Source organism: Pseudomonas cerasi (assembly GCF_900074915.1).
Classification (GTDB): domain Bacteria; phylum Pseudomonadota; class Gammaproteobacteria; order Pseudomonadales; family Pseudomonadaceae; genus Aquipseudomonas; species Aquipseudomonas cerasi.
In genome coordinates this window covers 4,816,095-4,834,258 of sequence record NZ_LT222319.1, presented here as the reverse complement: position 1 = coordinate 4,834,258, position 18,164 = coordinate 4,816,095, and the positions used below count along the sequence as shown (strand labels likewise).

The 18,164-nt window shown below is 52.9% G+C and carries 23 protein-coding genes and 5 pseudogenes; 24 read left to right on the top strand and 4 right to left on the bottom strand.

Annotation, left to right across the window (positions count from 1 at the left end; all coding sequences use genetic code 11):
- Nucleotides 1-87: 87 nt before the first annotated feature.
- A complete protein-coding gene (locus PCPL58_RS23890) occupies nucleotides 88-783 on the bottom strand; it encodes a tRNA (adenine(22)-N(1))-methyltransferase (protein WP_331716535.1) in 696 nt (231 codons plus the stop codon).
- 167 nt (nucleotides 784-950) lie between these two features.
- Between PCPL58_RS23890 and PCPL58_RS23885 the strand changes: the two genes are divergently transcribed.
- The 13 genes and pseudogenes from PCPL58_RS23885 (at nucleotide 951) to PCPL58_RS23835 (ending at nucleotide 7,014) form a co-directional block, all read left to right on the top strand.
- A complete protein-coding gene (locus tag PCPL58_RS23885) occupies nucleotides 951-1,334 on the top strand; it encodes a RidA family protein (protein ID WP_065350596.1) in 384 nt (127 codons plus the stop codon).
- Between the two features lie 132 nt (nucleotides 1,335-1,466).
- The gene (locus PCPL58_RS32230) at nucleotides 1,467-2,126 is read left to right on the top strand and encodes a DKNYY domain-containing protein (protein ID WP_232002860.1); all 660 of its coding nucleotides are present in this window, start codon (nucleotides 1,467-1,469) and stop codon (nucleotides 2,124-2,126) included.
- A 12-nt stretch (nucleotides 2,127-2,138) separates the two neighbouring features.
- Nucleotides 2,139-2,450: a hypothetical protein gene (locus PCPL58_RS32225; RefSeq protein ID WP_232002857.1), complete on the top strand. Its 312-nt coding sequence runs from the start codon at nucleotides 2,139-2,141 to the stop codon at nucleotides 2,448-2,450.
- Nucleotides 2,451-2,499: 49 nt separating this feature from the next.
- Nucleotides 2,500-3,123: a glutathione S-transferase family protein gene (locus PCPL58_RS23875; protein WP_065350595.1), complete on the top strand. Its 624-nt coding sequence runs from the start codon at nucleotides 2,500-2,502 to the stop codon at nucleotides 3,121-3,123.
- A 95-nt stretch (nucleotides 3,124-3,218) separates the two neighbouring features.
- Nucleotides 3,219-4,232 carry a type III secretion system effector HopI1 gene (hopI1, locus tag PCPL58_RS23870; protein WP_065350594.1) on the top strand — a complete coding sequence of 338 codons (1,014 nt, stop codon included), beginning with the start codon at nucleotides 3,219-3,221 and terminating at the stop codon, nucleotides 4,230-4,232.
- A gap of 119 nt (nucleotides 4,233-4,351) precedes the next feature.
- A pseudogene (locus PCPL58_RS23865) lies at nucleotides 4,352-4,561 on the top strand (DEAD/DEAH box helicase); the annotation flags it as partial.
- Nucleotides 4,562-4,749: 188 nt separating this feature from the next.
- The gene (locus PCPL58_RS30175; RefSeq protein ID WP_083188481.1) at nucleotides 4,750-4,995 is read left to right on the top strand and encodes a PapB/FocB family fimbrial expression transcriptional regulator; all 246 of its coding nucleotides are present in this window, start codon (nucleotides 4,750-4,752) and stop codon (nucleotides 4,993-4,995) included.
- 87 nt (nucleotides 4,996-5,082) lie between these two features.
- Nucleotides 5,083-5,364 carry a DUF6874 family protein gene (locus PCPL58_RS23860; protein ID WP_065350592.1) on the top strand — a complete coding sequence of 94 codons (282 nt, stop codon included), beginning with the start codon at nucleotides 5,083-5,085 and terminating at the stop codon, nucleotides 5,362-5,364.
- 17 nt (nucleotides 5,365-5,381) lie between these two features.
- Nucleotides 5,382-5,634: pseudogene (locus tag PCPL58_RS23855) on the top strand (antirestriction protein ArdR).
- Nucleotides 5,635-5,686: 52 nt separating this feature from the next.
- Nucleotides 5,687-5,998, top strand: a complete 312-nt coding sequence (locus PCPL58_RS23850) for a hypothetical protein (protein ID WP_065350591.1) — start codon at nucleotides 5,687-5,689, stop codon at nucleotides 5,996-5,998.
- A gap of 135 nt (nucleotides 5,999-6,133) precedes the next feature.
- On the top strand, nucleotides 6,134-6,454 hold the full coding sequence (locus PCPL58_RS23845) for a hypothetical protein (RefSeq protein WP_065350590.1): 321 nt from the start codon (nucleotides 6,134-6,136) through the stop codon (nucleotides 6,452-6,454).
- Nucleotides 6,451-6,711, top strand: a complete 261-nt coding sequence (locus tag PCPL58_RS23840; protein WP_065350589.1) for a hypothetical protein — start codon at nucleotides 6,451-6,453, stop codon at nucleotides 6,709-6,711. The genes PCPL58_RS23845 and PCPL58_RS23840 overlap by 4 nt, the downstream gene beginning before the upstream one ends.
- Nucleotides 6,712-6,726: 15 nt before the next feature.
- On the top strand, nucleotides 6,727-7,014 hold the full coding sequence (locus PCPL58_RS23835) for a hypothetical protein (RefSeq protein WP_065350588.1): 288 nt from the start codon (nucleotides 6,727-6,729) through the stop codon (nucleotides 7,012-7,014).
- A 49-nt stretch (nucleotides 7,015-7,063) separates the two neighbouring features.
- On the opposite strand, the gene PCPL58_RS23830 is transcribed toward PCPL58_RS23835, so the two are convergent.
- On the bottom strand, nucleotides 7,064-7,933 hold the full coding sequence (locus tag PCPL58_RS23830; RefSeq protein WP_003381810.1) for a hypothetical protein: 870 nt from the start codon (nucleotides 7,931-7,933) through the stop codon (nucleotides 7,064-7,066).
- Between the two features lie 47 nt (nucleotides 7,934-7,980).
- Between PCPL58_RS23830 and PCPL58_RS31415 the strand changes: the two genes are divergently transcribed.
- From PCPL58_RS31415 to PCPL58_RS23790, 10 genes and pseudogenes are all read left to right on the top strand, one after another.
- Nucleotides 7,981-8,322, top strand: a complete 342-nt coding sequence (locus PCPL58_RS31415) for a hypothetical protein (protein WP_054098188.1) — start codon at nucleotides 7,981-7,983, stop codon at nucleotides 8,320-8,322.
- Nucleotides 8,323-8,459: 137 nt separating this feature from the next.
- Nucleotides 8,460-8,630 (top strand): annotated as a pseudogene (locus tag PCPL58_RS30170) (primase C-terminal domain-containing protein); the annotation flags it as partial.
- 66 nt (nucleotides 8,631-8,696) lie between these two features.
- On the top strand, nucleotides 8,697-9,719 hold the full coding sequence (gene istA, locus PCPL58_RS23820; RefSeq protein ID WP_002551322.1) for an IS21-like element ISPsy4 family transposase: 1,023 nt from the start codon (nucleotides 8,697-8,699) through the stop codon (nucleotides 9,717-9,719).
- On the top strand, nucleotides 9,716-10,525 hold the full coding sequence (gene istB / locus PCPL58_RS23815) for an IS21-like element ISPsy4 family helper ATPase IstB (protein WP_005741073.1): 810 nt from the start codon (nucleotides 9,716-9,718) through the stop codon (nucleotides 10,523-10,525). Before istA ends, istB begins: the two co-directional genes overlap by 4 nt.
- A 49-nt stretch (nucleotides 10,526-10,574) precedes the next feature.
- Nucleotides 10,575-11,102 (top strand): annotated as a pseudogene (locus PCPL58_RS23810) (replication initiation protein); the annotation flags it as partial.
- Nucleotides 11,103-11,419: 317 nt separating this feature from the next.
- The gene (locus tag PCPL58_RS31410; protein WP_162273821.1) at nucleotides 11,420-11,677 is read left to right on the top strand and encodes a hypothetical protein; all 258 of its coding nucleotides are present in this window, start codon (nucleotides 11,420-11,422) and stop codon (nucleotides 11,675-11,677) included.
- The gene (locus tag PCPL58_RS23805) at nucleotides 11,671-12,351 is read left to right on the top strand and encodes a hypothetical protein (RefSeq protein ID WP_157893928.1); all 681 of its coding nucleotides are present in this window, start codon (nucleotides 11,671-11,673) and stop codon (nucleotides 12,349-12,351) included. Before PCPL58_RS31410 ends, PCPL58_RS23805 begins: the two co-directional genes overlap by 7 nt.
- A 441-nt stretch (nucleotides 12,352-12,792) precedes the next feature.
- Nucleotides 12,793-13,614, top strand: coding sequence for a YopT-type cysteine protease domain-containing protein (locus tag PCPL58_RS23800; RefSeq protein ID WP_065350586.1), 822 nt, complete (start codon nucleotides 12,793-12,795; stop codon nucleotides 13,612-13,614).
- 180 nt (nucleotides 13,615-13,794) lie between these two features.
- Nucleotides 13,795-14,637 (top strand): XopAF/AvrXv3 family type III secretion system effector, encoded by an 843-nt coding sequence (xopAF, locus tag PCPL58_RS32215; RefSeq protein WP_083188478.1) that lies wholly within the window; start codon nucleotides 13,795-13,797, stop codon nucleotides 14,635-14,637.
- Between the two features lie 274 nt (nucleotides 14,638-14,911).
- Nucleotides 14,912-15,292, top strand: a pseudogene (locus PCPL58_RS23790) (Tn3 family transposase); the annotation flags it as partial.
- A gap of 815 nt (nucleotides 15,293-16,107) precedes the next feature.
- On the opposite strand, the gene PCPL58_RS31165 reads toward PCPL58_RS23790, so the two are convergent.
- Nucleotides 16,108-16,377 (bottom strand): hypothetical protein, encoded by a 270-nt coding sequence (locus PCPL58_RS31165; protein ID WP_157893927.1) that lies wholly within the window; start codon nucleotides 16,375-16,377, stop codon nucleotides 16,108-16,110.
- A 279-nt stretch (nucleotides 16,378-16,656) separates the two neighbouring features.
- A complete protein-coding gene (locus PCPL58_RS23785; protein ID WP_065350583.1) occupies nucleotides 16,657-17,193 on the bottom strand; it encodes an ATP-dependent zinc protease family protein in 537 nt (178 codons plus the stop codon).
- Between the two features lie 303 nt (nucleotides 17,194-17,496).
- Here PCPL58_RS23785 and PCPL58_RS32210 point away from each other — a divergent pair, with 303 nt between their 5' ends.
- The gene (locus tag PCPL58_RS32210; RefSeq protein WP_232002853.1) at nucleotides 17,497-18,030 is read left to right on the top strand and encodes a hypothetical protein; all 534 of its coding nucleotides are present in this window, start codon (nucleotides 17,497-17,499) and stop codon (nucleotides 18,028-18,030) included.
- The last annotated feature ends 134 nt before the right edge of the window (nucleotides 18,031-18,164 follow it).

Below are 18,164 nucleotides of genomic sequence, written 5' to 3'. Positions count from 1 at the left end.
CTTTGACACCACCAGCTTGAGGCGCCATAAAAGCCTGAACTGCGGCTCATGCGGGTTTGAGAGCAGGTTCGGACATGAGTTCGATTTTCAGGCCAGCAATGCGCTAATCCAGCGAATCTGCTGCGCAACCTCCTGCCCTTTTTCTTCGCTCACGCCTTTCTGTGCTCTTTCGAAGTTGTTCAGCGTTTTCTGTTTTTTGCCCAATAAACGCTGCCACTTGAGCAGAAACGCCGGGCTGCGCGCCTGCATCTGTAGCGGGCCGAAATACAGCTCCTCAGCCGTGTACTTAACGGGGCCTGTGCGTTCGGCGACGATGATTTCGTAGTCGAAACGGTTTTCCCGCAGCACCTCTTCGCTGACGATGCGGTAGTCATGCTCCATCAGCCAGACACGCAACGGTTGCTCGCCGCCGTTGGGTTGCAGGATCAAGCGTTCCTGACCGCTCAGGCGCGCCTTGCCCGCTTCAAGGATGTCTCGAATTGTCTCGCCGCCCATGCCGCAGAGACTGATCGCCGTGATCGCGTCCTGCGCTTCGATCGCCGCCGGACCATCGGCCAGGCGCACGCTGACCTGATCCTCCAGATCGTTCTCGCGCACGGTGCGCTCGGCTGCGCAGAACGGCGTCAATGCCACCTCGCCAGCCACCGCCGCCGAGATGGCGCCACGGTTCAGCAGCGCGACCGGCAGATAACCGTGATTCGAGCCGATATCAGCCAGCCGTGCACCGGCGGGTACGTGCGTCGCCACACGCTCAAGGCGCATGGACAATCTCTGTTCGTTCAACGGCAACCCCTTTCACCCCAAACGTCCGACAGCATGGCCGGGTCCGGGCGCGATTCTGTAGAGCAACGCGGCGCATTTCAACTTTCCGCGACAAAACCCACGGCTCGACCCCCACCTGTCGCTCGCGTAGGCTTGGCGTTTTCCATCCTTTGCAAAGCAGAGATCCCATGGCAAACGCAGACATCACCTTCACCCCCGATCCAGATCCGGAGTCCATCTCGTCGGACGTCGCCGACTTCAACGGCGTGCTGGTCAGCACCCAGATCCCTACTCATCCCGACGGTAGCCTGGAACTGGGCGGCATCACCGAGCAGAGCGAATGCACCCTGCGTGCCCTGAAAGACGCCCTCGAACGCGCCGGCAGCTCGATGGACCGGGTCATGCACCTGACCATCTACCTGACCGACATGGCGGACCGGGCGGCTTTCAATGAAGTGTACAAACGCTTCTTCAAAAAGCCGTGGCCCGTGCGCGCAGCAGTGGGCGTGGCGGCGTTGGCAATTGAGGGCATGCGGGTTGAAGTGACGGCGATGGCGGCCAAGGCGGGCTGAATGCAGTCGCTCCTTCCACACTCTGCGTGGGGACGCATTTTGTAACGCTCTTCGTCATAACATGCTTGTCATGAATAATGAGGCGAAGCAAGTCTGTCAGCCTCCAGCAGCACTAAACATAAGGAGATGTATGTGAGACCGGGTCCTAGACTGTTGATGATCGCGGGAGGGCTGGCAGTACTGGGTTTTGTTGGCCATGCCGTATATGAAGCTCTGCCCGGTGATATGGGTAATGATCATATCAATGTCGTATGCGAGGAGGTTGTTAGCGGGCGCTTCAATGGAGACGGGACCATTGATGATTCAAAAAAGAAGACACGAAAGTGTTCTTCGGATCTTCGTACTCTTTCTGCCCATTACGTGGTGCTTGACGACGACGTCTATTGGATGAACCAAGTACGTTATAAGGAGAAACCCTGCATCACTGGCGCCGGTGATGCCTCAGGAGCGATTAGTAATTTTTCGTTTTCATGCCTGTTATCAAAACAAGGTCAGATCAACTCGATCGAGACGCGCGAGCTTAACCTGGTGGCACATTACTCGCCTTCCTTCAAGCCGCTGGAGGGCAGCCTTCAGGGGGGTATTGACTGGCAGACTGATCAGCTTGCCTATTACGCCAAAGACGATATTTCTGTTTACTATGGGGGACGAAAGATAAAGGGCGCAGATCCACATCTTTTTTCGGTGGTTTTTCCCTTGGGTGATGACAAAAAGTGGCGCAGTCTTAGTGTCTCTATGAGCGGCAACGAGATGTTCGTCGGCGGTTTGAGTATTGGCGACATTGATTTATAAGATTTTCGTCCGTTGATTCCTGTTGATTGTCCTGAACACGGTATTTCTGAATGTGCGGGGCATAGAGAGTTAGAAGATTTTTTAAAGTATGATAATTGGGGTCAAGGCCTGCTGGGGGTGGTAGGCAATGATCTCGTCTTTCTGCATACTTCTGGCGCTGAGCGATTTGCTGATATGGCGTCTTCCGACACATTTATGTTCGCGACCAGCAAGAAAATCTATGTTTACACCAAAGCGAAATTTTATGAACTCGGCGGTGAGTATTCATTTAATAAAAAATTGGTACCGATGGACGTGAATGACTTTACAAATAATCGTGGATGATTCGATTTTTGCGATGGCGGCCAAGGCGGGCTAACCATAAGGAGATGGAATGCTACAGATACTGGGCAAAGCCTCATCGATCAATGTCCGCAAAGTGCTCTGGACCTGTGCAGAGTTGGAAATCCCGTTCGAACGGCAGGACTGGGGCTCTGGTTTCAGGGAAACCAACACGCCTGAATTCATGGCACTCAACCCCAATGCGATGGTTCCAGTCATTGAGGACAATGGCTTCGTTCTGTGGGAGTCGAACACGATCATCAGGTACCTGGCGAACCGCGACAACGCCGTGCATCTCTATCCAGCGGACGCAATAGCCAGAGCCAGAGTGGATCAATGGATCGACTGGCAGGCCACAGATCTCAACAAATCCTGGGGTTATGCCTTCATGTCGCTGGTCAGGCACAGCGTCGCCCATCAAGACCCTGACGCGCTGGCTGCCGGATGCCGTCAATGGACCCGACACATGGCGATCCTGGATCGACAGCTTGATGCTACCGGGGCGTACGTTAGCGGCAGCGAGTTTTCGCTGGCAGACATCCCGATGGGCCTTTCAGTAAATCGCTGGTTTGAAACCCCGTTAAGTCATCCGGACTTCCCGGCAGTGAAGGCCTATTACGAACGACTGAGCGAACGTCCCGGCTACCGCTTGCACGGCCGAAACGGAACGCCGTGAGCTTTATACCCGAGCCCTGCATCGAATATTGACTCGCCCGTGGAACCGGATCTCGTTGCTTGCCACCAAGGCGGTATGAGTTTCCGGAGAAGCCGATGATCAACCTCACCAGCATTGCATCTTCGTTGGCGCGTGTGGCGCTCAGCGATTCGACAAAGCCAACGATAGACCGCGCGATGAACGTCGTTAGCCATATCGCTGGCAAAGTGGCGTTGCAGGTCAACAACTCATTGTTAGAGCAGACAGGTCGGCTCAACGAGCGTCAGCAGAAAGGCCTCGCGGTGATCCTGGACGCGTTGCGCGGCAAGGAACCGGTGACCCATGTCGAGACCCACGAAGGGGGAGGCCGATTCAATCTGGCGCGAGCTGCCTTCGACGTGGCCAGCGTTGTCTGGGAGCGCGACAAGTCGATGCGCAACGTGATGAGCTTTTTGGGCGTCAGCGATAGCAAGGGCAACCTGCTGTTCTCTTTGGGCAAGACGCTGGCCGAGGCGATGGTCAAGCCCGAGCCTGGGTATGGCAAGCACAACAGTGAGGCGAACAATGCGTTCTTCTCCAGCAACCTGAAGCTGAACAAACTGATGAACGACATCGCTGACCAGGTGATCAACGAGATTCATCAGCAGAACACCGATCGCGTGCGACGACCCACACCGGGACCCTCCTGGAGACCTGAAAGCACTCAACAGCAAGCGCGCCCGCAAACGCCTCCAAGCGCTCGCCCCCAGGCCAACAGCGCGCCGCCACCACCGCCGAAAGCCCAGCCCAATTCAGGCGCTCAGCGGCCGTCAACAGAGCGGCCCCACAAAACACCCGCTGCTGGCGCGTCCGCGAAGGTGGACAATTCCGCCCCCGCCAAGCCGCCCGTCAAGCAGTTGTACGAGCACTTGGGCCTCTCGGACATGACGGCGGACCTCTCCGCAGTCAAAAAGGCTTACAAGAAAGCCTCGCTGAAGAATCATCCTGATAAGAACCTCGGTAACGAGGCTGAGGCGACTGAGCGTTTCAAAGTGATTTCAAATGCGTTCAGGATTTTGTCCGATCCAGAATTGCGCAAGAAATACGACAATGGCCTTATTGATGAGAACGGTAACGAGTTCAAGACCTGACTTTTCGGCGTGAGGCGTGCTGGCGGCAGTGTTTCTGGCGACTGCCGTTCAGCTAAAATACGCCGCCTGATTCCCCAACCCCACCCCGGTATACTCCCTGCATCTCTCCGGGAGCCCCCATGATTTCGTTACCCATCGATGCCGTCCTGCCAGCCCTGCGCCAGGCCCTGACCACGCGCTTGCCGCTTGCGCTGCTTGAGGAAACCTGGCTGGCCGGGCAGACCATTCTGATGCTGGAACCTCGGCGCCTGGCCGCGAGATCGGCTGCCGAGCGGTTGGCCAGTGAACTGGGCGAGAAGGTCGGCGAAACGGTGGGGTACTCGCCGCGACCGGCGACGTGGAGATGGTCCAGATCCTTCTAGGCCATGTTTGTCTTGACCATACCAAGCCTTACCTGAGCGTGCCGATCGAGTCTCTACGTCGAGCATTTGAGATTGCATTGTGAGGACGTTTCCTGAGGTTTGGTTTTGTGAGATAGTTAACCGAATTAGGTAAACTATCCATCTGAGATTTGGCAGTGTCTGAGAAAAAAAAACTGGTTCCCGGTTCGGTTAACCCAGCTCATTTGGCTGGGCTGTTACGCTTCACCGGTATTCATGGCGAGTCTGTTCTTGCGGCGCTGCGTGGTCATCTGGTCGAAGGTCGTAAGCAAGCAGATGTCTGCCGTGAGTTCAAAGTCAAACCACCACTGCTTTCGCGGAAGGTTGCTGATTTGAATGAGGTTAGCGACAGCGTTAGAGAAGTGTCTAAATTTTACCGATGAAGGTTAATTTTTTCTTTATTCGTTAACCGTTATCGGTTAACATTTCCTCATAGAGGCGATTTAATGAATCGAAGGAAGGAACTGAAAATGGGTAAGGCCGTAAGTTTCAAAGTGACCTCAGCAGAAGCCGCAAATATCACCACTATCGTGGATCGTGTTACCGCGAAACTGCCGGAGACGTTTCCGGATCGTGAAAGCCTCGAAATGGACATCACCGCGTGTCACGCCAATGGTTGCAAGCTGCGCCTTGCCGATATGGCCGAAGCCGATGATTTCAATCTGGTCCATGACGTAAGTGGCATCCGCCAGAACATCGACCGCGCAACCGGAAAGCTGCAAGGTCACTTCCTGCCGCGTTTCTCCGCATAGTTCAGGAAAACTTGACCATGGCACAACTGATCGAGGCGCTACGCTCGACCGCCGCGAAGTGGCGAGCAGGCAACCAGGAACACCGTGAGGGCGTCGTACTGGTGTGGGACGGCGAGGTGTACGGCTGGAAGGATGAACTGCGTGACCCTGCCAGCGAGCGCCCAGGTGCGTATGCCGTGGACAAAGGCCGGGGTGGTCTTCAAGTCCGAGGGCGGCGACGACTACAACGGTGCAAAAGCGTGGGTCGCGGTTGACCCTGACGCGCAATAGGAAAACGCGGCGGATCTGCCGCCCAGGTACACCCGATAAGGAGTAATAAGGCATGAAAGACAAAGAACATGACGTGTTTGCTAAAGCCGCTGCGCAGATGCAAAAAAAGGGATTTCCGGTACTGGTAAAGACCGCCGTCCAAGACAGGGCACAGCTGGAGCGCCTTTATACCAATGGCAGCGATGGACAATCGGCCTTGGGAGAGGACACGCCCGATCCGGTGTGGTTTGTCGAAGAGTGTCAGCTAAATGGTGACTGGCTCGCTATTGATCGAGCGGATGACCAGGACGAGGCTGAGGCGAAATTGAGCCACTTTGAAAACCACCTTCCGGGCACGTACCGCCTACAACGTTCGGACTGGTAGGAAAACGCTCAGTTGCATCCCAAGCCTCGGCCTACGCCGGGGCTGAGTCAGTAGAAGCACACCGGAAGAGCGTCTTGGCTCGGGTAACGAGGAAAAGTGCGCGGTTCGCGCCATATCAGATGGAGTGGGTCACCAATGGCTAGAATTACGCTGACTGATTTTGACGAATGGCTTGATGATGCTGTGCAATCGGAAGTGGAAGACGTGTATGCCCTCAGTGAAGCAGTTGATGGTGAAACCGAGTTTGCGCAATACAAAGCCGAGCGTGCTCCAAATGGACAGCTCTTTGTCTCGTATGGTGAAGATAGTCCGTGGTTGAGACTGCCCACGGAGGCGGCTAAGCAGGGTTTTCTGCGTCGTCTTGGGGGCCGTTATGTTGGGGAAGGGGGGATGGACATAGGTGCCTGGTACGTCATGCACATGGGCTTGGCTTCCGATTACAGGAAAGGAGCATGAGCAACAAGCGCAAGCAGATGGAGTCGCAGAGACTGGCAATAGCGAATAGATGGTATTGGCGCTGGCTTCCGAACCGCAACTGGCAGGCGATCATGTTCGTGGGTTTTGGTACTGCGGCCATGATTTTGTTAGTCAGTTGGGTGCGAGGTCTACCGTCTGACTTGAACATTCGGGCAGCGGTTGTGGCTATCCTTTGGCTGCTCTTTACAGCGCTGGTATACGCCAGAGACAGAGCACTGGCCCAGTTGTCCAGGTAACGAGGAAAAGACTGAATGGACCACCATCCGCTCCGCCAACGAGTCATCGAGCGTTTCGCTAAAAGCTGGAGCCTTGCACGCCCTGAGAATGCGACGGTCGTGGTCGACTGCCTGACCGATCTTTACGACCGGTTCCGGGCTGAGGGACTCGCTGATGCTATTTTTGAAGAGCAACTGACTTGCGGTAACGATTACAGATACACCCAGCGCGTGGGTGAATTGTTGCTGGCAGATATGCTATGGAGGGATGGCTTCACTTTGGAGAGCAGAGATGTAGGCCTCTACAAAGCGCTGGCATCGTGAATGAATGGGGCGCTTATTCTTAACGTACTTTAAAATGCGGGTTCAGGTTTCAGACATCTCGTCTCGCCAAGCCTTGAGGAGAGGCGACCTTCACTGCAAGCTCAACCAAAGGTCGGGCTTGTCGAGTAGCTTCCTTGACGCCCTTGGTGCCGAGCGACATTGCGACTCCGACCGCTTCAATGTCTACCTGTAGTGCACGCCGCAAATCAGTGGAGGTCAACTTGTCGCTCACTCTGCGGACAAATGCATCATCAAGTACCGATTTTTCTGGTCGATAGCGACCACTTTTGATGGGCGAGACTTGCTCCTGCTGATCCGCCAGGCGTTTCTGCAATCGGGTTGTGACCTGCGTCAAAGCCTTCTCGGCTGTCTCACGCGTAATTTTGCCCGCTTCAGCTGCGGTTGAAAGATTAAACGTATCCGTACGCTCTACAGCATTTCGATTTTTCGCAAACCTACTGTCCTCCGCAAATATGGCTGAACCATTTGACCACGGATCCATGACAATCGTTGAGGTGCCAGACTGGGATTCGTCGGTTTCAGCCCACACATGATCCTCCTCAGTCGATGCAGCCAAGTAGATGTTTTCATCTTCAGATCGTCCGTTTTCCTGGGCCAAAGCTCCATAGGCGAAGCTCGCTATACGAGCATGTTCGCCACAGTTGCCCGCGCCGAACACCTGTCCTGACATCGCAACAAGAACATGCCAGTTCATCGGCTCATTCGCAGGCATCGGCTCATGACCGGCGGCCTCGGCATCTTTTCTCAAGCACCTTGCTGCAAGGGTGCGGGCTCCACTTTCTAAATTGGAAAGTTGCGCATCCACATCAATATTGCCTCTTCCAAAGGGCAATGCACGGCGCGCTTCAGCCACAGCCTTGTCTGCCGGGATCAGACTTTTGGTACCTTCCTGATCCACAGGGCGATGGTCCAGCCTTCGCAACAGTAAGTAGCCGGGCAAAGAAGATGGTGTATCAGGCAGCGGTTTCCCAGCAGACGCAACGGGCGGCAACCGTGTTTGTACTGATGAATATGGATAGTTCGCACGCGCTCTATCAGGGCGAGTCTCAGAGCTTTCTGGTGGCAAGCTATGAGAGCCTTGTTGGCTCTGCGGTTGAGTCATTGATGATTGCGCCGCTTTTCCAACGTTTCCATTCGAAATGCCCGGCAAAGGTGGGGTTAGGCCAGAGTTATGTATTTTCATTTTATCTCAACGAATTAAATACTTTCATCATGCTAGCTATGTCGTCATTTGGGCCGGGTCAGTTCCCCCCAAGCAAGTTCCCTAATCTATGCCATAGCCGCTGAAGTAACATTAATCTGCGCGCCGAGCTTTCACTGATGGGGAAATCAAGCTTTAGCGGCAACAGCGCGGGGAAATTCTGACCATTACGACGACTGAAATGGCTTAGCGTACTTTAAAATCCATTTTCTGAGGCGACCCCCTGTTCGAGCAGCTGCGTTATTTTGCGTACAGCATCGTCAATCGCGAGCGCGAGCTGGGTTCGTTCGAGTCGTTCATGCGCTCGCTCGATGCGTATGCCTACAACCACAACAGCTTTCTAAAGCAGGGGTTTTCGGAAAACCTGCCCCTGTCTGTCACCGCCACTGTAAAAATGACCCCCTAACGCCAACCTAGAATTGACCCCCCTGGGTAAAACTGGCGGCTTTGAGCTGCCAATATGTTGACCCAGGAGCAGTCTGTGGAAATTAAAGTGTTGGCCCGTCAGGGCCATGGCATCAAATTCATCGCCCGTGAGCTGGGTATTTCGCGTAACACCGTGCGCAAGTACCTGCGAAAGGCCCGGTCGCTACCCAGTGACAAGGTGAGACCCGCACGTCCGTGCAAAATCGACCCCTTCAAGGACTACCTGCACGAGCGTATTGAGGCGGCGCGCCCACACTGGATTCCGGCGACCGTCCTGCTGCGTGAGATCACGGCATTGGGGTACAGCGGCGGCGTCAGTCGTCTGAAGGCTTATATTCGCCCCTTCAAACGTAAGGCAGAAGAGCCGGTGGTACGTTTCGAGACACTGCCCGGCAAGCAGATACAGGTGGACTTCACCACCATTCGACGAGGCCGTCAGCCGCTTAAGGCGTTCGTGGCGACACTTGGTTTTAGTCGAGCAAGCTTTGTCCGTTTCTCCGAGCGAGAGGACAGCGAAGCCTGGCTGACAGGGCTTCGGGAGGCGTTCGCTTACTTTGGCGGCGTGCCCGAGCAGGCATTGTTTGATAACGCCGGAACCATCATCACCGAGCGAGATGCTTTTGGGGAGGGCCAGCACCGTTGGCATCCCCGATTGGCTGCGCTGGCCGATGAGTTTGGTTTTATTCCCAAGGTCTGCCGCCCTTACCGTGCCCAGACCAAGGGCAAGGTTGAGCGCTTCAACGGGTATCTGAAGGGCAGTTTCATTACCCCGTTGGCCGCTACGCTCAAGAGTGCGGGTCTGACGCTGGATGTGGTGACGGCCAACGCACATATCGGCCAATGGCTCGACGAAGTCGCTCATCAGCGGATTCACGGCACGACGGGTGTTCAACCGGCGGTACGTCTGGCCCAAGAGCAGCAGGTACTATTACCACTGCCAACACAGAGCCTGCGCCCGCAACCCGCCCAAGGCCTACGCCTGGGACGGGTCCTGCCGTACGAGAGCTTGCAGCATCCGCTGTCGGTTTATGAGCAACTGCTGGAGGTGAGAGCATGAACCTTCAACATGCTCGCCTGACAGAACTATGCAAGGGGCTAAAGCTTGAGCGCGTCGGGGTGGACTGGCCGCACCTGGCCCAACAAGCAGCAAGCGGCGAAGACAGCTTTGCCGACTTCCTCGAAAAGCTGCTGGCTGCCGAGACCGATGCCCGAAGTGAACGCTCTCGACAGGCCCTGCTGAAAACTGCCGCGCTGCCCGCTGTGAAAACGCTGGAGCAATACGACTTCGCGTTTGCCACCGGCGTCCCCCGGGCACAGCTCCAGGAGCTGGCAGCACTGAGTTTTGTTGGACGTGCCGAGAACATCGTGTTCCTGGGGCCTAGTGGTGTAGGCAAGAGCCACCTGGCTATCGCCCTGGCCTACCGGGCAGTGATGGCCGGTATCAAAACCCGCTTCGTCACGGCGGCTGACTTGATGCTGCAACTGACCGCTGCGCACCGCCAGGAACGGCTCAAGGAATACTTCAGTCGTGTGGTGATGGCCCCTGGGTTGTTGGTCATCGATGAAATCGGCTACCTGCCGTTTGGTCGTGATGAAGCCAACCTGTTCTTCAATGTTGTCGCCAAGCGCTACGAGCAAGGCAGCCTGATCCTCACGAGTAACTTGCCGTTTACCCAGTGGGCCGGAACCTTTGCGGATGATCAAACACTGACAGCGGCCATGCTGGACAGGCTGTTACATCATGCCCATATCGTGCAGATGACAGGTGAAAGCTATCGACTCAAGGACAAGCGCAAAGCAGGAACCAAATCTTCTCGGGCCGAACCGGCTCGAAAATATGAACCCGAGGGGGGTCAAAACTAAGTTGGCGATTTAGCACGGAAGGGGGTCACTTTTTAGTTGGCGTTGACACCTGTCGTCGATACGCGCTACGGTCAAATCCGTAGGCCGCTGGACGTGGGATCGCTACACCGGTGATCAACGTTGCCACCGAGGGGCAATGCAGCTCGATGGCAGCTTGTCGCTCACCGAACGGCAGAGCCTGGCGGCCAAGCGCACTAATGAGCTGCGGCACAAAGCCACAGAATCGAAGATCCGTGCCGCGTGCAGGCAGCTTCAGGACCAGGGCAAAGCGTTGGTGCGTTCTGCCATTGCCACGCTCGCCGGCGTTTCGGTGAGAACGGTGGCCAGCTACACGCACATCCTTACCGAAGTCTTGCAACCGGCCACTGTGAGCGTTCTCAGGGCCAGCCGTAAGGCTGTGTCCGTACCACCTAGGCAAGATCGTTCACCCGCTACCCAACCCGTTAAAGCCCCCGTTGGTCTGCCTGCTGATGGCCGCGCCTCGGGTGTGCAATCCGGTGTACATCAGATATCTGCGGTCCCGCAGGGGCCGCAAGCGGGAGAGTCCTTAAAAACAGAACATGAGGATGGTTCATGATGGGGAGTGCGCGTATGAATTCAGTGCGTACAGCGATGGCTTTGCGTGCTGCCGGTCGGCTTGAGTTGACGTGTTGACGCGGTGAGTCGTTAACTGTACGTCCATACAGTTAACTCTGTTCCCAGCCAGGTTCGCCTCATGAACGTCAAAATACTCGGTCGGTTGTGCGGGTCCGGAAAGGTCATACCCTTCTACACTTTCAAAATCCCTGCCGGTTTTCCTAATCGGGGTGTAAGCCCGAACCCCGGAAAATTCCGTCGGAAAACGTCACCAAAGCGGTTTACGGCTGCTTTTGCTATCCGACACGGTTTCCGTACATGTTTTGGCCGCTCAATCAAAAAGTTTTCGGCTTGGCGACGTCGCAGCCGGAAAATAAATGTTTGGCGTCAATCCGCACCATTACTGGCTTCCCGCCCATGACGGAAATTTCTGGGATTCCGGCTTACAACCCCGCACAGCACGCAACTGAACGGATCCTGTTCTGGAACCTAATCAACGGATACGCCACTAAGGTACGCGTTACTCAAGACTTAGTTAAAATCAAGATAAAATATTATTGGAGTGAATTATGTTGAATTCGCCTGGTTCTATTGGCATTAGCGGCCCATCATTGCATCATGAGCCTGATAGATTGGAAGGCGTAAGTGCCGATAATTTATTTCCAAAACTGAATCCTGCCGCACTACAAAAAGATAGCAATGTTCTATCGCAACTAGCGGCCTTAAACAATATAGAGATCGATACTAAAAAAATTATTGTTCAGGAGCTGAAGGATAAGTTATCTAACGTTTGTTGTCTTGACAAGAAATGTGTGGAAAATGATATTGATTTAATTAAGCAGATGTTGTCTGATATTTCGACGGCATCAAAAGGATCGCTTAACCTTGTTTTAAAGAATTATGCAGTTAAAGCTGTAAAGGATGCTGTGTATTGCTTTACTTTTGATGACTTTTCTATAACGCACCCCAATGTAAATAACGAGTCTTCAAACTTTAATCGCATTTTGCCTAGTCTTGGTTGTGCTGCTCAAAATTATGGATATTTTGGTCGAAAGATTATTTTGCATACTGCCGAGCAGATGTTGAGCGACTATAAAAAAGCTGATCGACTAGGAAAACTTGAAAAAGTAATACTAAATGATCCAGGTAACGAGGCGACTGAACTATCGACTGGTGATTATTATATGAAATATCTCACAGACCACGGTATCTCCTTAGATGAGGAGTACGACAAGACCAAAATGTCTTAAGTGGGGAGCGGAGGTTTGGGGTGCAATGGAACTGAAAACGGAGGCCGGGGATCACTGAACAGGGCAGCCTGCGGCTGCAAATCGCCCGTTCTTGGGGTTGTAAGCCGGAATCCCAGAAATTTCCGCACCCAGTTCCAAGTCCAGCCGCGAGTACATCTAGGCGGCGGACTTGATGCATAGGAATTTCAAAATGCCTATGCATCAAGATGGAACTTTTTCTTGCCCGCTACCACCCATTTTTATTTTGCAGGTTCAGTTTCCTGCAAGCCAGCAAGCGGAGAAAATCAGCATATGGTGGGTATCAGCAGAGCAGGGTCATCTGGCGCTTATTTTGGTGGGTACACAGATTCTGAGCGAGCAAGCGCTCGCGACTCGAGCAGCGCGAGACTCTCGAACAGTCCGCAGGTACCGCCTCCCTCGACGGCTCCAGACGGGCGTGAGATGCTTTTGCTACGGTCCACGGAGTTGTCGCGCCGAACCAGAGAGCGGCTCGAGCAGAGCTTTCCGACAGCGGAGGAAGACAAGCAGCAGGCTAATAGCATCGTTCAACGTGGCAGAACGAGGGTCAGGTTAGGGGCTGGTCTTCATCGGTTAGAAGTACTTACTCACCAATCTGTGGAACGAGGCTGTTCATCGTCGAAGGCCTTGAGTATTTCGGATGACGAAGTGTCCTCTGCTGAGTCCTCTGAGGCGGATATCGACGCAGTATTCAACTACAGAATTGCAGCGTTGAATAATGCGAACGCTAATCAATCCTGCATGGGCTTGGCAATCCAATGGCTGCGATTGCGTGATAAGGGAGAGGCGAGGTACAGAATGGAGGCGCTGGATCTTGACGATGCTTCAGACATCCAGAACCAATACGAAAATGCAGCAGGTTCAGTGAGCGGGTCGCGTGAGCAGCGAGAAGCAGGTCGAATCTCGGCGCGCAAAACCCTTTTGCGAAGTCAAGATTTGCAGCTTGTAGATGAACCCTCGGCATTCCGTGCGAATCAGCAATCGACTGCATTACAAAAAATTGCGCGCGATGGTAGCGCCCATTTGATCAGCTTGTGTTTTGAAAACAATGGAAAGCGTGTCAGGCATGCCATTACTGCTTCCAGCTCCGAAGGCAGCGTGAACCTCTTTGATCCAAACTATGGCGAGTTTTCCGCCACTTTGCCGGAGTTGCCTTCGATGTTCCAGGATCTGATGACCAGATACGGCAGTCGACTAAATGGGCACCTGCAATTGGAGAGCATGGTTATTCAGCGCGTGGAGTGACACTGCTCGATGTATAGGAATTTCAAATTTTCGTTACCCAGTTCAAGTCCGCCACGAATGCATCTAGGCGGCGGTCTAGGCGAGAGCGAAGACTTGGCAGAGCAATTATTTTTGCATCAAAATTCACTATGAGCTACAGATGAACTAAGAGTTTAACCCTATTCTAAAGAGATAATCGTTATGGGACTATGTATTTCAAGACCGTCTATTAGTAGCTATCGTGAAAACTTGGAAGCTTCTGCAAGTTCTCCGAACACCAGGGCTACTTTTGGTAATCAACCCGCGTCTACGAGCTACAGAGCATCAGGCGAGATGAATGAACGTCCTGCAAAGTTCTCTCATTTTCAACTTGCACGACGTGGGGGAAATTATACCCTTAAAATGGTTTCTTTAGACTCTTATCAAGCAGAAAGACGGCACAGTGGCAATGAAATAAAGGATCGCAGTGAATCTACATTCCCGTGGGTCCGTGTCTATCACTCTAAAACAGGTTTGGATTACAGCTTTCAGATCAACAGAACCACTACTGTCAAAGTGGCGGGGTTCAACGGCCTTACACCCAACAACGAAGGGACTCGGCATCTATACAGTGCTGGTACGAGTCAAATAAACATGCCTGTCGTCACAGATAACATGACTGCGTGTATTGCTGTTGCGTGTGCTGCAGAAAACGTGGATGCTGACACGGGTGAACGTATGCAGGGAGCGCAGGTCCGCGTATTCCATCTGCTCCCTTTTTGTCATGAAGACCTTGTGCCAGAAGATGTTTTAGCGTATATACGCGATTATTTACAAAATGCCAGAGCACAGGGTCTGACAATGCGCGTCGCCATGCATGGTGGGGATAGAGAGGGTGATTTTTCAGTTAGCACGGCGGATGCATTGAAACAGCTATTTGCAGATGAAGGGATTCCTCTAGAGTTTGACGAGACCTGTGCAAACAGAACTTCTGACACTCTGCTGGGCGCTGTTATTTTAGATGACAACTCGACTCACTTCATAAAACATTTGGTGACTGGATAACTGAACCAACGCTACGTGTAACCTCAAACGAAAAAGTCCCAACCTGCAACCAGCGCGGTTTTTGACCAGGATTAATTGCGACTGACCAGACGGGTCAACCAGCATTAACTGCGAATGAACCTGTATTGAACCGCGCTGAAGCGGTAAACCCAACGATCGTATCACCGGCCACCATCTGGCTGTCGTAAAACAAGTGTTTTACGACAGCACTGCTGCACCTGGCGAATATGATCGTGCAGACGCTCTAGAAATGTGCGGAAAACTCTGTCGCCTTACGCGACCATACCTGCGCGATCCGAAGTTGGAACGGAACGTACATCGCTCGCAGAACCGCGTCGAGTCCTACCACCAGCTACGCTCGACCATCGCACAGGTCGGTGGAAAGAAGGAGTTGACCGGGCGCACCGACATTGAAATCGAGATCAGCAACCAGTGCGCCAGGCTGATCGCCAATGCCATCATCTACTACAACTCGGCCATCCTGTCGCACCTGCTGACGAAGTGCGAAGCGAGCGGCAATGCCAAGGCCGTGGCGCTGATCACCAAGATTTCACCGGCGGCCTGGCGGCACATTCTGCTGAATGGGCACTACACCTTCCAAAGCGACAAAATGATCGACCTGGACGCACTACTGGCAGGGCTAGAGTTGGGGTGACGGAATTTTCTGGGGTTCCGGCTTACAACCCGTACTCGAATGAGACAGAAACGGCGTGCGCTCACTCGCAGTCAATTCCGGTTCATGACGGTCGATTGCAGGTCGAATCAGATGAATGCAGGTTCATTCGCAAATAATCTCGGTCTGCTGGCTCGGATAGACGCAATTAATCCCGGTCGAAAAATGCGATGATTGCAGGTCGAGGCCATTTCGATTGCAGGTCGTTACATGTAGGCTCCCCATAATGCTAAAGAATATCGTCAGATAGCAGCTTTCGACGAGCGAAGCGTTCTGTCCAGCGCTTTTTACTGTCAAGGCAGGCAACGATGAACGATGATAGTACCCTACTCATCTTCATAGAAGTTTTATAATTTTTTATGCGAATTTAAAAGTAAAAATACTAAATCAATAACCCTAAAGTCTATGCATGAGTAGTCAGGACGAGCCACTCGGTTCCAAAAAAACTATAGCTTCAAAATGTAGGAAGGCATGACCGACAACCAAAAGACAGTGGGTGGTCGCTGCTAGCAATTTAATTGATGCCTCAAGACTTTGTGAGGTCCGAACTCTGCAGTTTAGACTGCCAAGCAACTGATCTGCTGCGCGATATGCATCACTTATAAAAACAACTCTTGAATAGAAGCGGCTTGTTTTTTTGGTCAATAAACTTTTAATTGCACGTAACTTCATTAGCTCCATTGTTGAGTTCATAAGGATGAGGACTCCGACCCTAGGCTCAATTCGCGCATGCGCGAAAATGGAACGCTAAAAAACGTCGTTCCATTTTGAAAAGCTGGTTGTTACATGATGTCAGGTTACTCCGTTGACTTGATCCATTCAGGAACATCGGAGTCGGGAGGAAGGTGACGATCTTCAGTAGTGGCGGCTTCTTTCGATTTTTTGTAAGCAGTTGTCGCTTTCACACTGGATTCAGTCGCTTTATCCTGATCTCCTCCCTCCAAGTAGGCACGTGCTTCAGTTTCATGTCGCGCTGCTTCACGAGCGTAATCCTCTGAAGTTTTTTCACAACCCGCTAGAACCATCACGGACAATATCGTAGCAGTAGCGTATAAGCTTTTTTTCAAGGTAAAATCATCCTCTATTCTAACGCGGTCCGCTTCAGCGCCGCTATTGGGTGGTCAATCACTAGGATTCGGCTCCCACCGAGTGCTTGGCAAAAATTTAGCTAGAGTCCTTATGCGAGTCATATACTAAAATTCTTCTACCTGTAGATCGCTCGGTATAGGTGTCGAGTTTTTAACGTTGATGATTTCTCCCTCAGAGTCAAAACATCAAGTGCACGATAGTCAAGGCTGAAAACTTGCGATCAGTTTTCAGAGATAAAGTGCATGTACATATTTTATTCATTCCTGTATTTTTGCTAAAGAACCGCAGCCAGGCTTTCCTACCGTATATTTAAGACTCGGATCAACCGCCGCGCCGAATGCTTTCAACGCTGTGGATCCGATTAAGAATGGATATTCGAAATCACTACGATCTGTCAAGTTTACTTCTATTTTGCGTAGCACTTCGCCCATGCACACGGAAAGCATTATTGCTGGCCGTGCTGTGTACATTTTTTTGTCATTTGGGCCGCGGTCGGCGGCACGGCGTAGAATTTGATCGATCCCCGCAAGAGGCATTTCAATGACGCGATGGTCACTGCCACGGATAGCAAGGGAAAAGCTTACCCAGCGCTTGCCATTACGCTTGAAATACTTTATGTCACGAGCACTAAGAGATGCTGTTTCTGCACCGGTGTCGAGTTTCGCGGGAACTTCCAGGTCAATCTCGGGAATGCTCACGTATTCATTCGCTCCGTACATCTGCTTATCCGCAGAGATGCAAAGATTTGGCGTTAAGAGAAAAAGATACACTATAGCAGTTATATTGAGTCTCATAGAGTCGGCTCAGTTAGAGATGCAGAATGATAGCCACAACGACCACCCCTATGAGTCGCAGGGCCAGGTTCAGGGCGACATTTCCGTTTTGCGAAAGCGCCCCGAATTATGGGATGAAGCTCTGTAGACTCGATGAAAGCGCCCTGTAAAGTGATTGGTTGGCTAGACTGTCCTCAGTGCATAATCTTTGTAGGAAAATCAGACAAGAGAATTTTGCGATAGTTCCGATTCGCGCTGATTTAGTTAAAGTAACTTATATGATGCTAGTAATATTAAGTCCTATCGCTGACCGGGCTTAAGCGCTTGATGGAGCTGGTCGAGGATGGCGACGGTCGGTTGTCGGTGGTAATGGCCGGACATCCCAAACTGCGCAACGATCTGCGCCGGCCGACGATGGAGGAAATTGGCTGCCGCACCGAGATCTTTTCACTCGACGGCATCGCTGGCAGTCAGCGTGAGTACATCCATTGGCTGCTGGAGACCTGCACGGAGGGCAGGGTTGACGCTGAATCGATTCTGACCGAAGACGCCATCGACCTGCTCGCCACCAAGTTGCGCACACCGCTGCAAATCCAACTGTACATCAGCCTGGCCTTGGAGGCCGGTTACCTGACCGGAGAAAAACCTGTCTCAGCGGAGTTGGTGGAATCTGTGCTGTCGCGACAACTGGATGATCTGGAACCAACCCTGACGCGCCATGGCTACCGCATCAAAGATTTGGTTGAGCAGTTCGACGCCAGACCCACCGAGATCAAGGCGCTGTTCAGTAACGCACTCGATCCGGCCCGAGCCGCTGAACTGCGTGACAATATGCTGGCCGCAGGGCTGCCAATTTGATTCAGGCCGAAGACCGGTCAGTTGCACTTAATGTGAGTCGGAGACGATGGAATGCAAGCCGATGCGGCTGAATGCAAGCTCGCTCGCAATTAATCAGAGCCCGACGGCTCTGTCGGTCGCAGTTAATCTAAGCT

Bases quoted from the DNA above. Each gene is read 5' to 3' on its own strand.
- PCPL58_RS23805 (WP_157893928.1), top strand. From the start codon at position 11,671: ATGTTGAATTCGCCTGGTTCTATTGGCATTAGCGGCCCATCATTGCAT.
- hopI1 (WP_065350594.1), top strand. From the start codon at position 3,219: ATGATCAACCTCACCAGCATTGCATCTTCGTTGGCGCGTGTGGCGCTC.
- PCPL58_RS31410 (WP_162273821.1), top strand. From the start codon at position 11,420: ATGTTTTGGCCGCTCAATCAAAAAGTTTTCGGCTTGGCGACGTCGCAG.
- PCPL58_RS23875 (WP_065350595.1), top strand. From the start codon at position 2,500: ATGCTACAGATACTGGGCAAAGCCTCATCGATCAATGTCCGCAAAGTG.
- xopAF (WP_083188478.1), top strand. From the start codon at position 13,795: ATGGGACTATGTATTTCAAGACCGTCTATTAGTAGCTATCGTGAAAAC.
- istB (WP_005741073.1), top strand. From the start codon at position 9,716: ATGAACCTTCAACATGCTCGCCTGACAGAACTATGCAAGGGGCTAAAG.
- PCPL58_RS31415 (WP_054098188.1), top strand. From the start codon at position 7,981: ATGGTGTATCAGGCAGCGGTTTCCCAGCAGACGCAACGGGCGGCAACC.
- PCPL58_RS23860 (WP_065350592.1), top strand. From the start codon at position 5,083: ATGGGTAAGGCCGTAAGTTTCAAAGTGACCTCAGCAGAAGCCGCAAAT.
- PCPL58_RS23845 (WP_065350590.1), top strand. From the start codon at position 6,134: ATGGCTAGAATTACGCTGACTGATTTTGACGAATGGCTTGATGATGCT.
- PCPL58_RS23785 (WP_065350583.1), bottom strand. From the start codon at position 17,193: ATGAGACTCAATATAACTGCTATAGTGTATCTTTTTCTCTTAACGCCA.
- PCPL58_RS23885 (WP_065350596.1), top strand. From the start codon at position 951: ATGGCAAACGCAGACATCACCTTCACCCCCGATCCAGATCCGGAGTCC.
- PCPL58_RS23800 (WP_065350586.1), top strand. From the start codon at position 12,793: ATGCTTTTGCTACGGTCCACGGAGTTGTCGCGCCGAACCAGAGAGCGG.
- PCPL58_RS23850 (WP_065350591.1), top strand. From the start codon at position 5,687: ATGAAAGACAAAGAACATGACGTGTTTGCTAAAGCCGCTGCGCAGATG.
- PCPL58_RS23835 (WP_065350588.1), top strand. From the start codon at position 6,727: ATGGACCACCATCCGCTCCGCCAACGAGTCATCGAGCGTTTCGCTAAA.
- istA (WP_002551322.1), top strand. From the start codon at position 8,697: ATGTTGACCCAGGAGCAGTCTGTGGAAATTAAAGTGTTGGCCCGTCAG.
- PCPL58_RS23840 (WP_065350589.1), top strand. From the start codon at position 6,451: ATGAGCAACAAGCGCAAGCAGATGGAGTCGCAGAGACTGGCAATAGCG.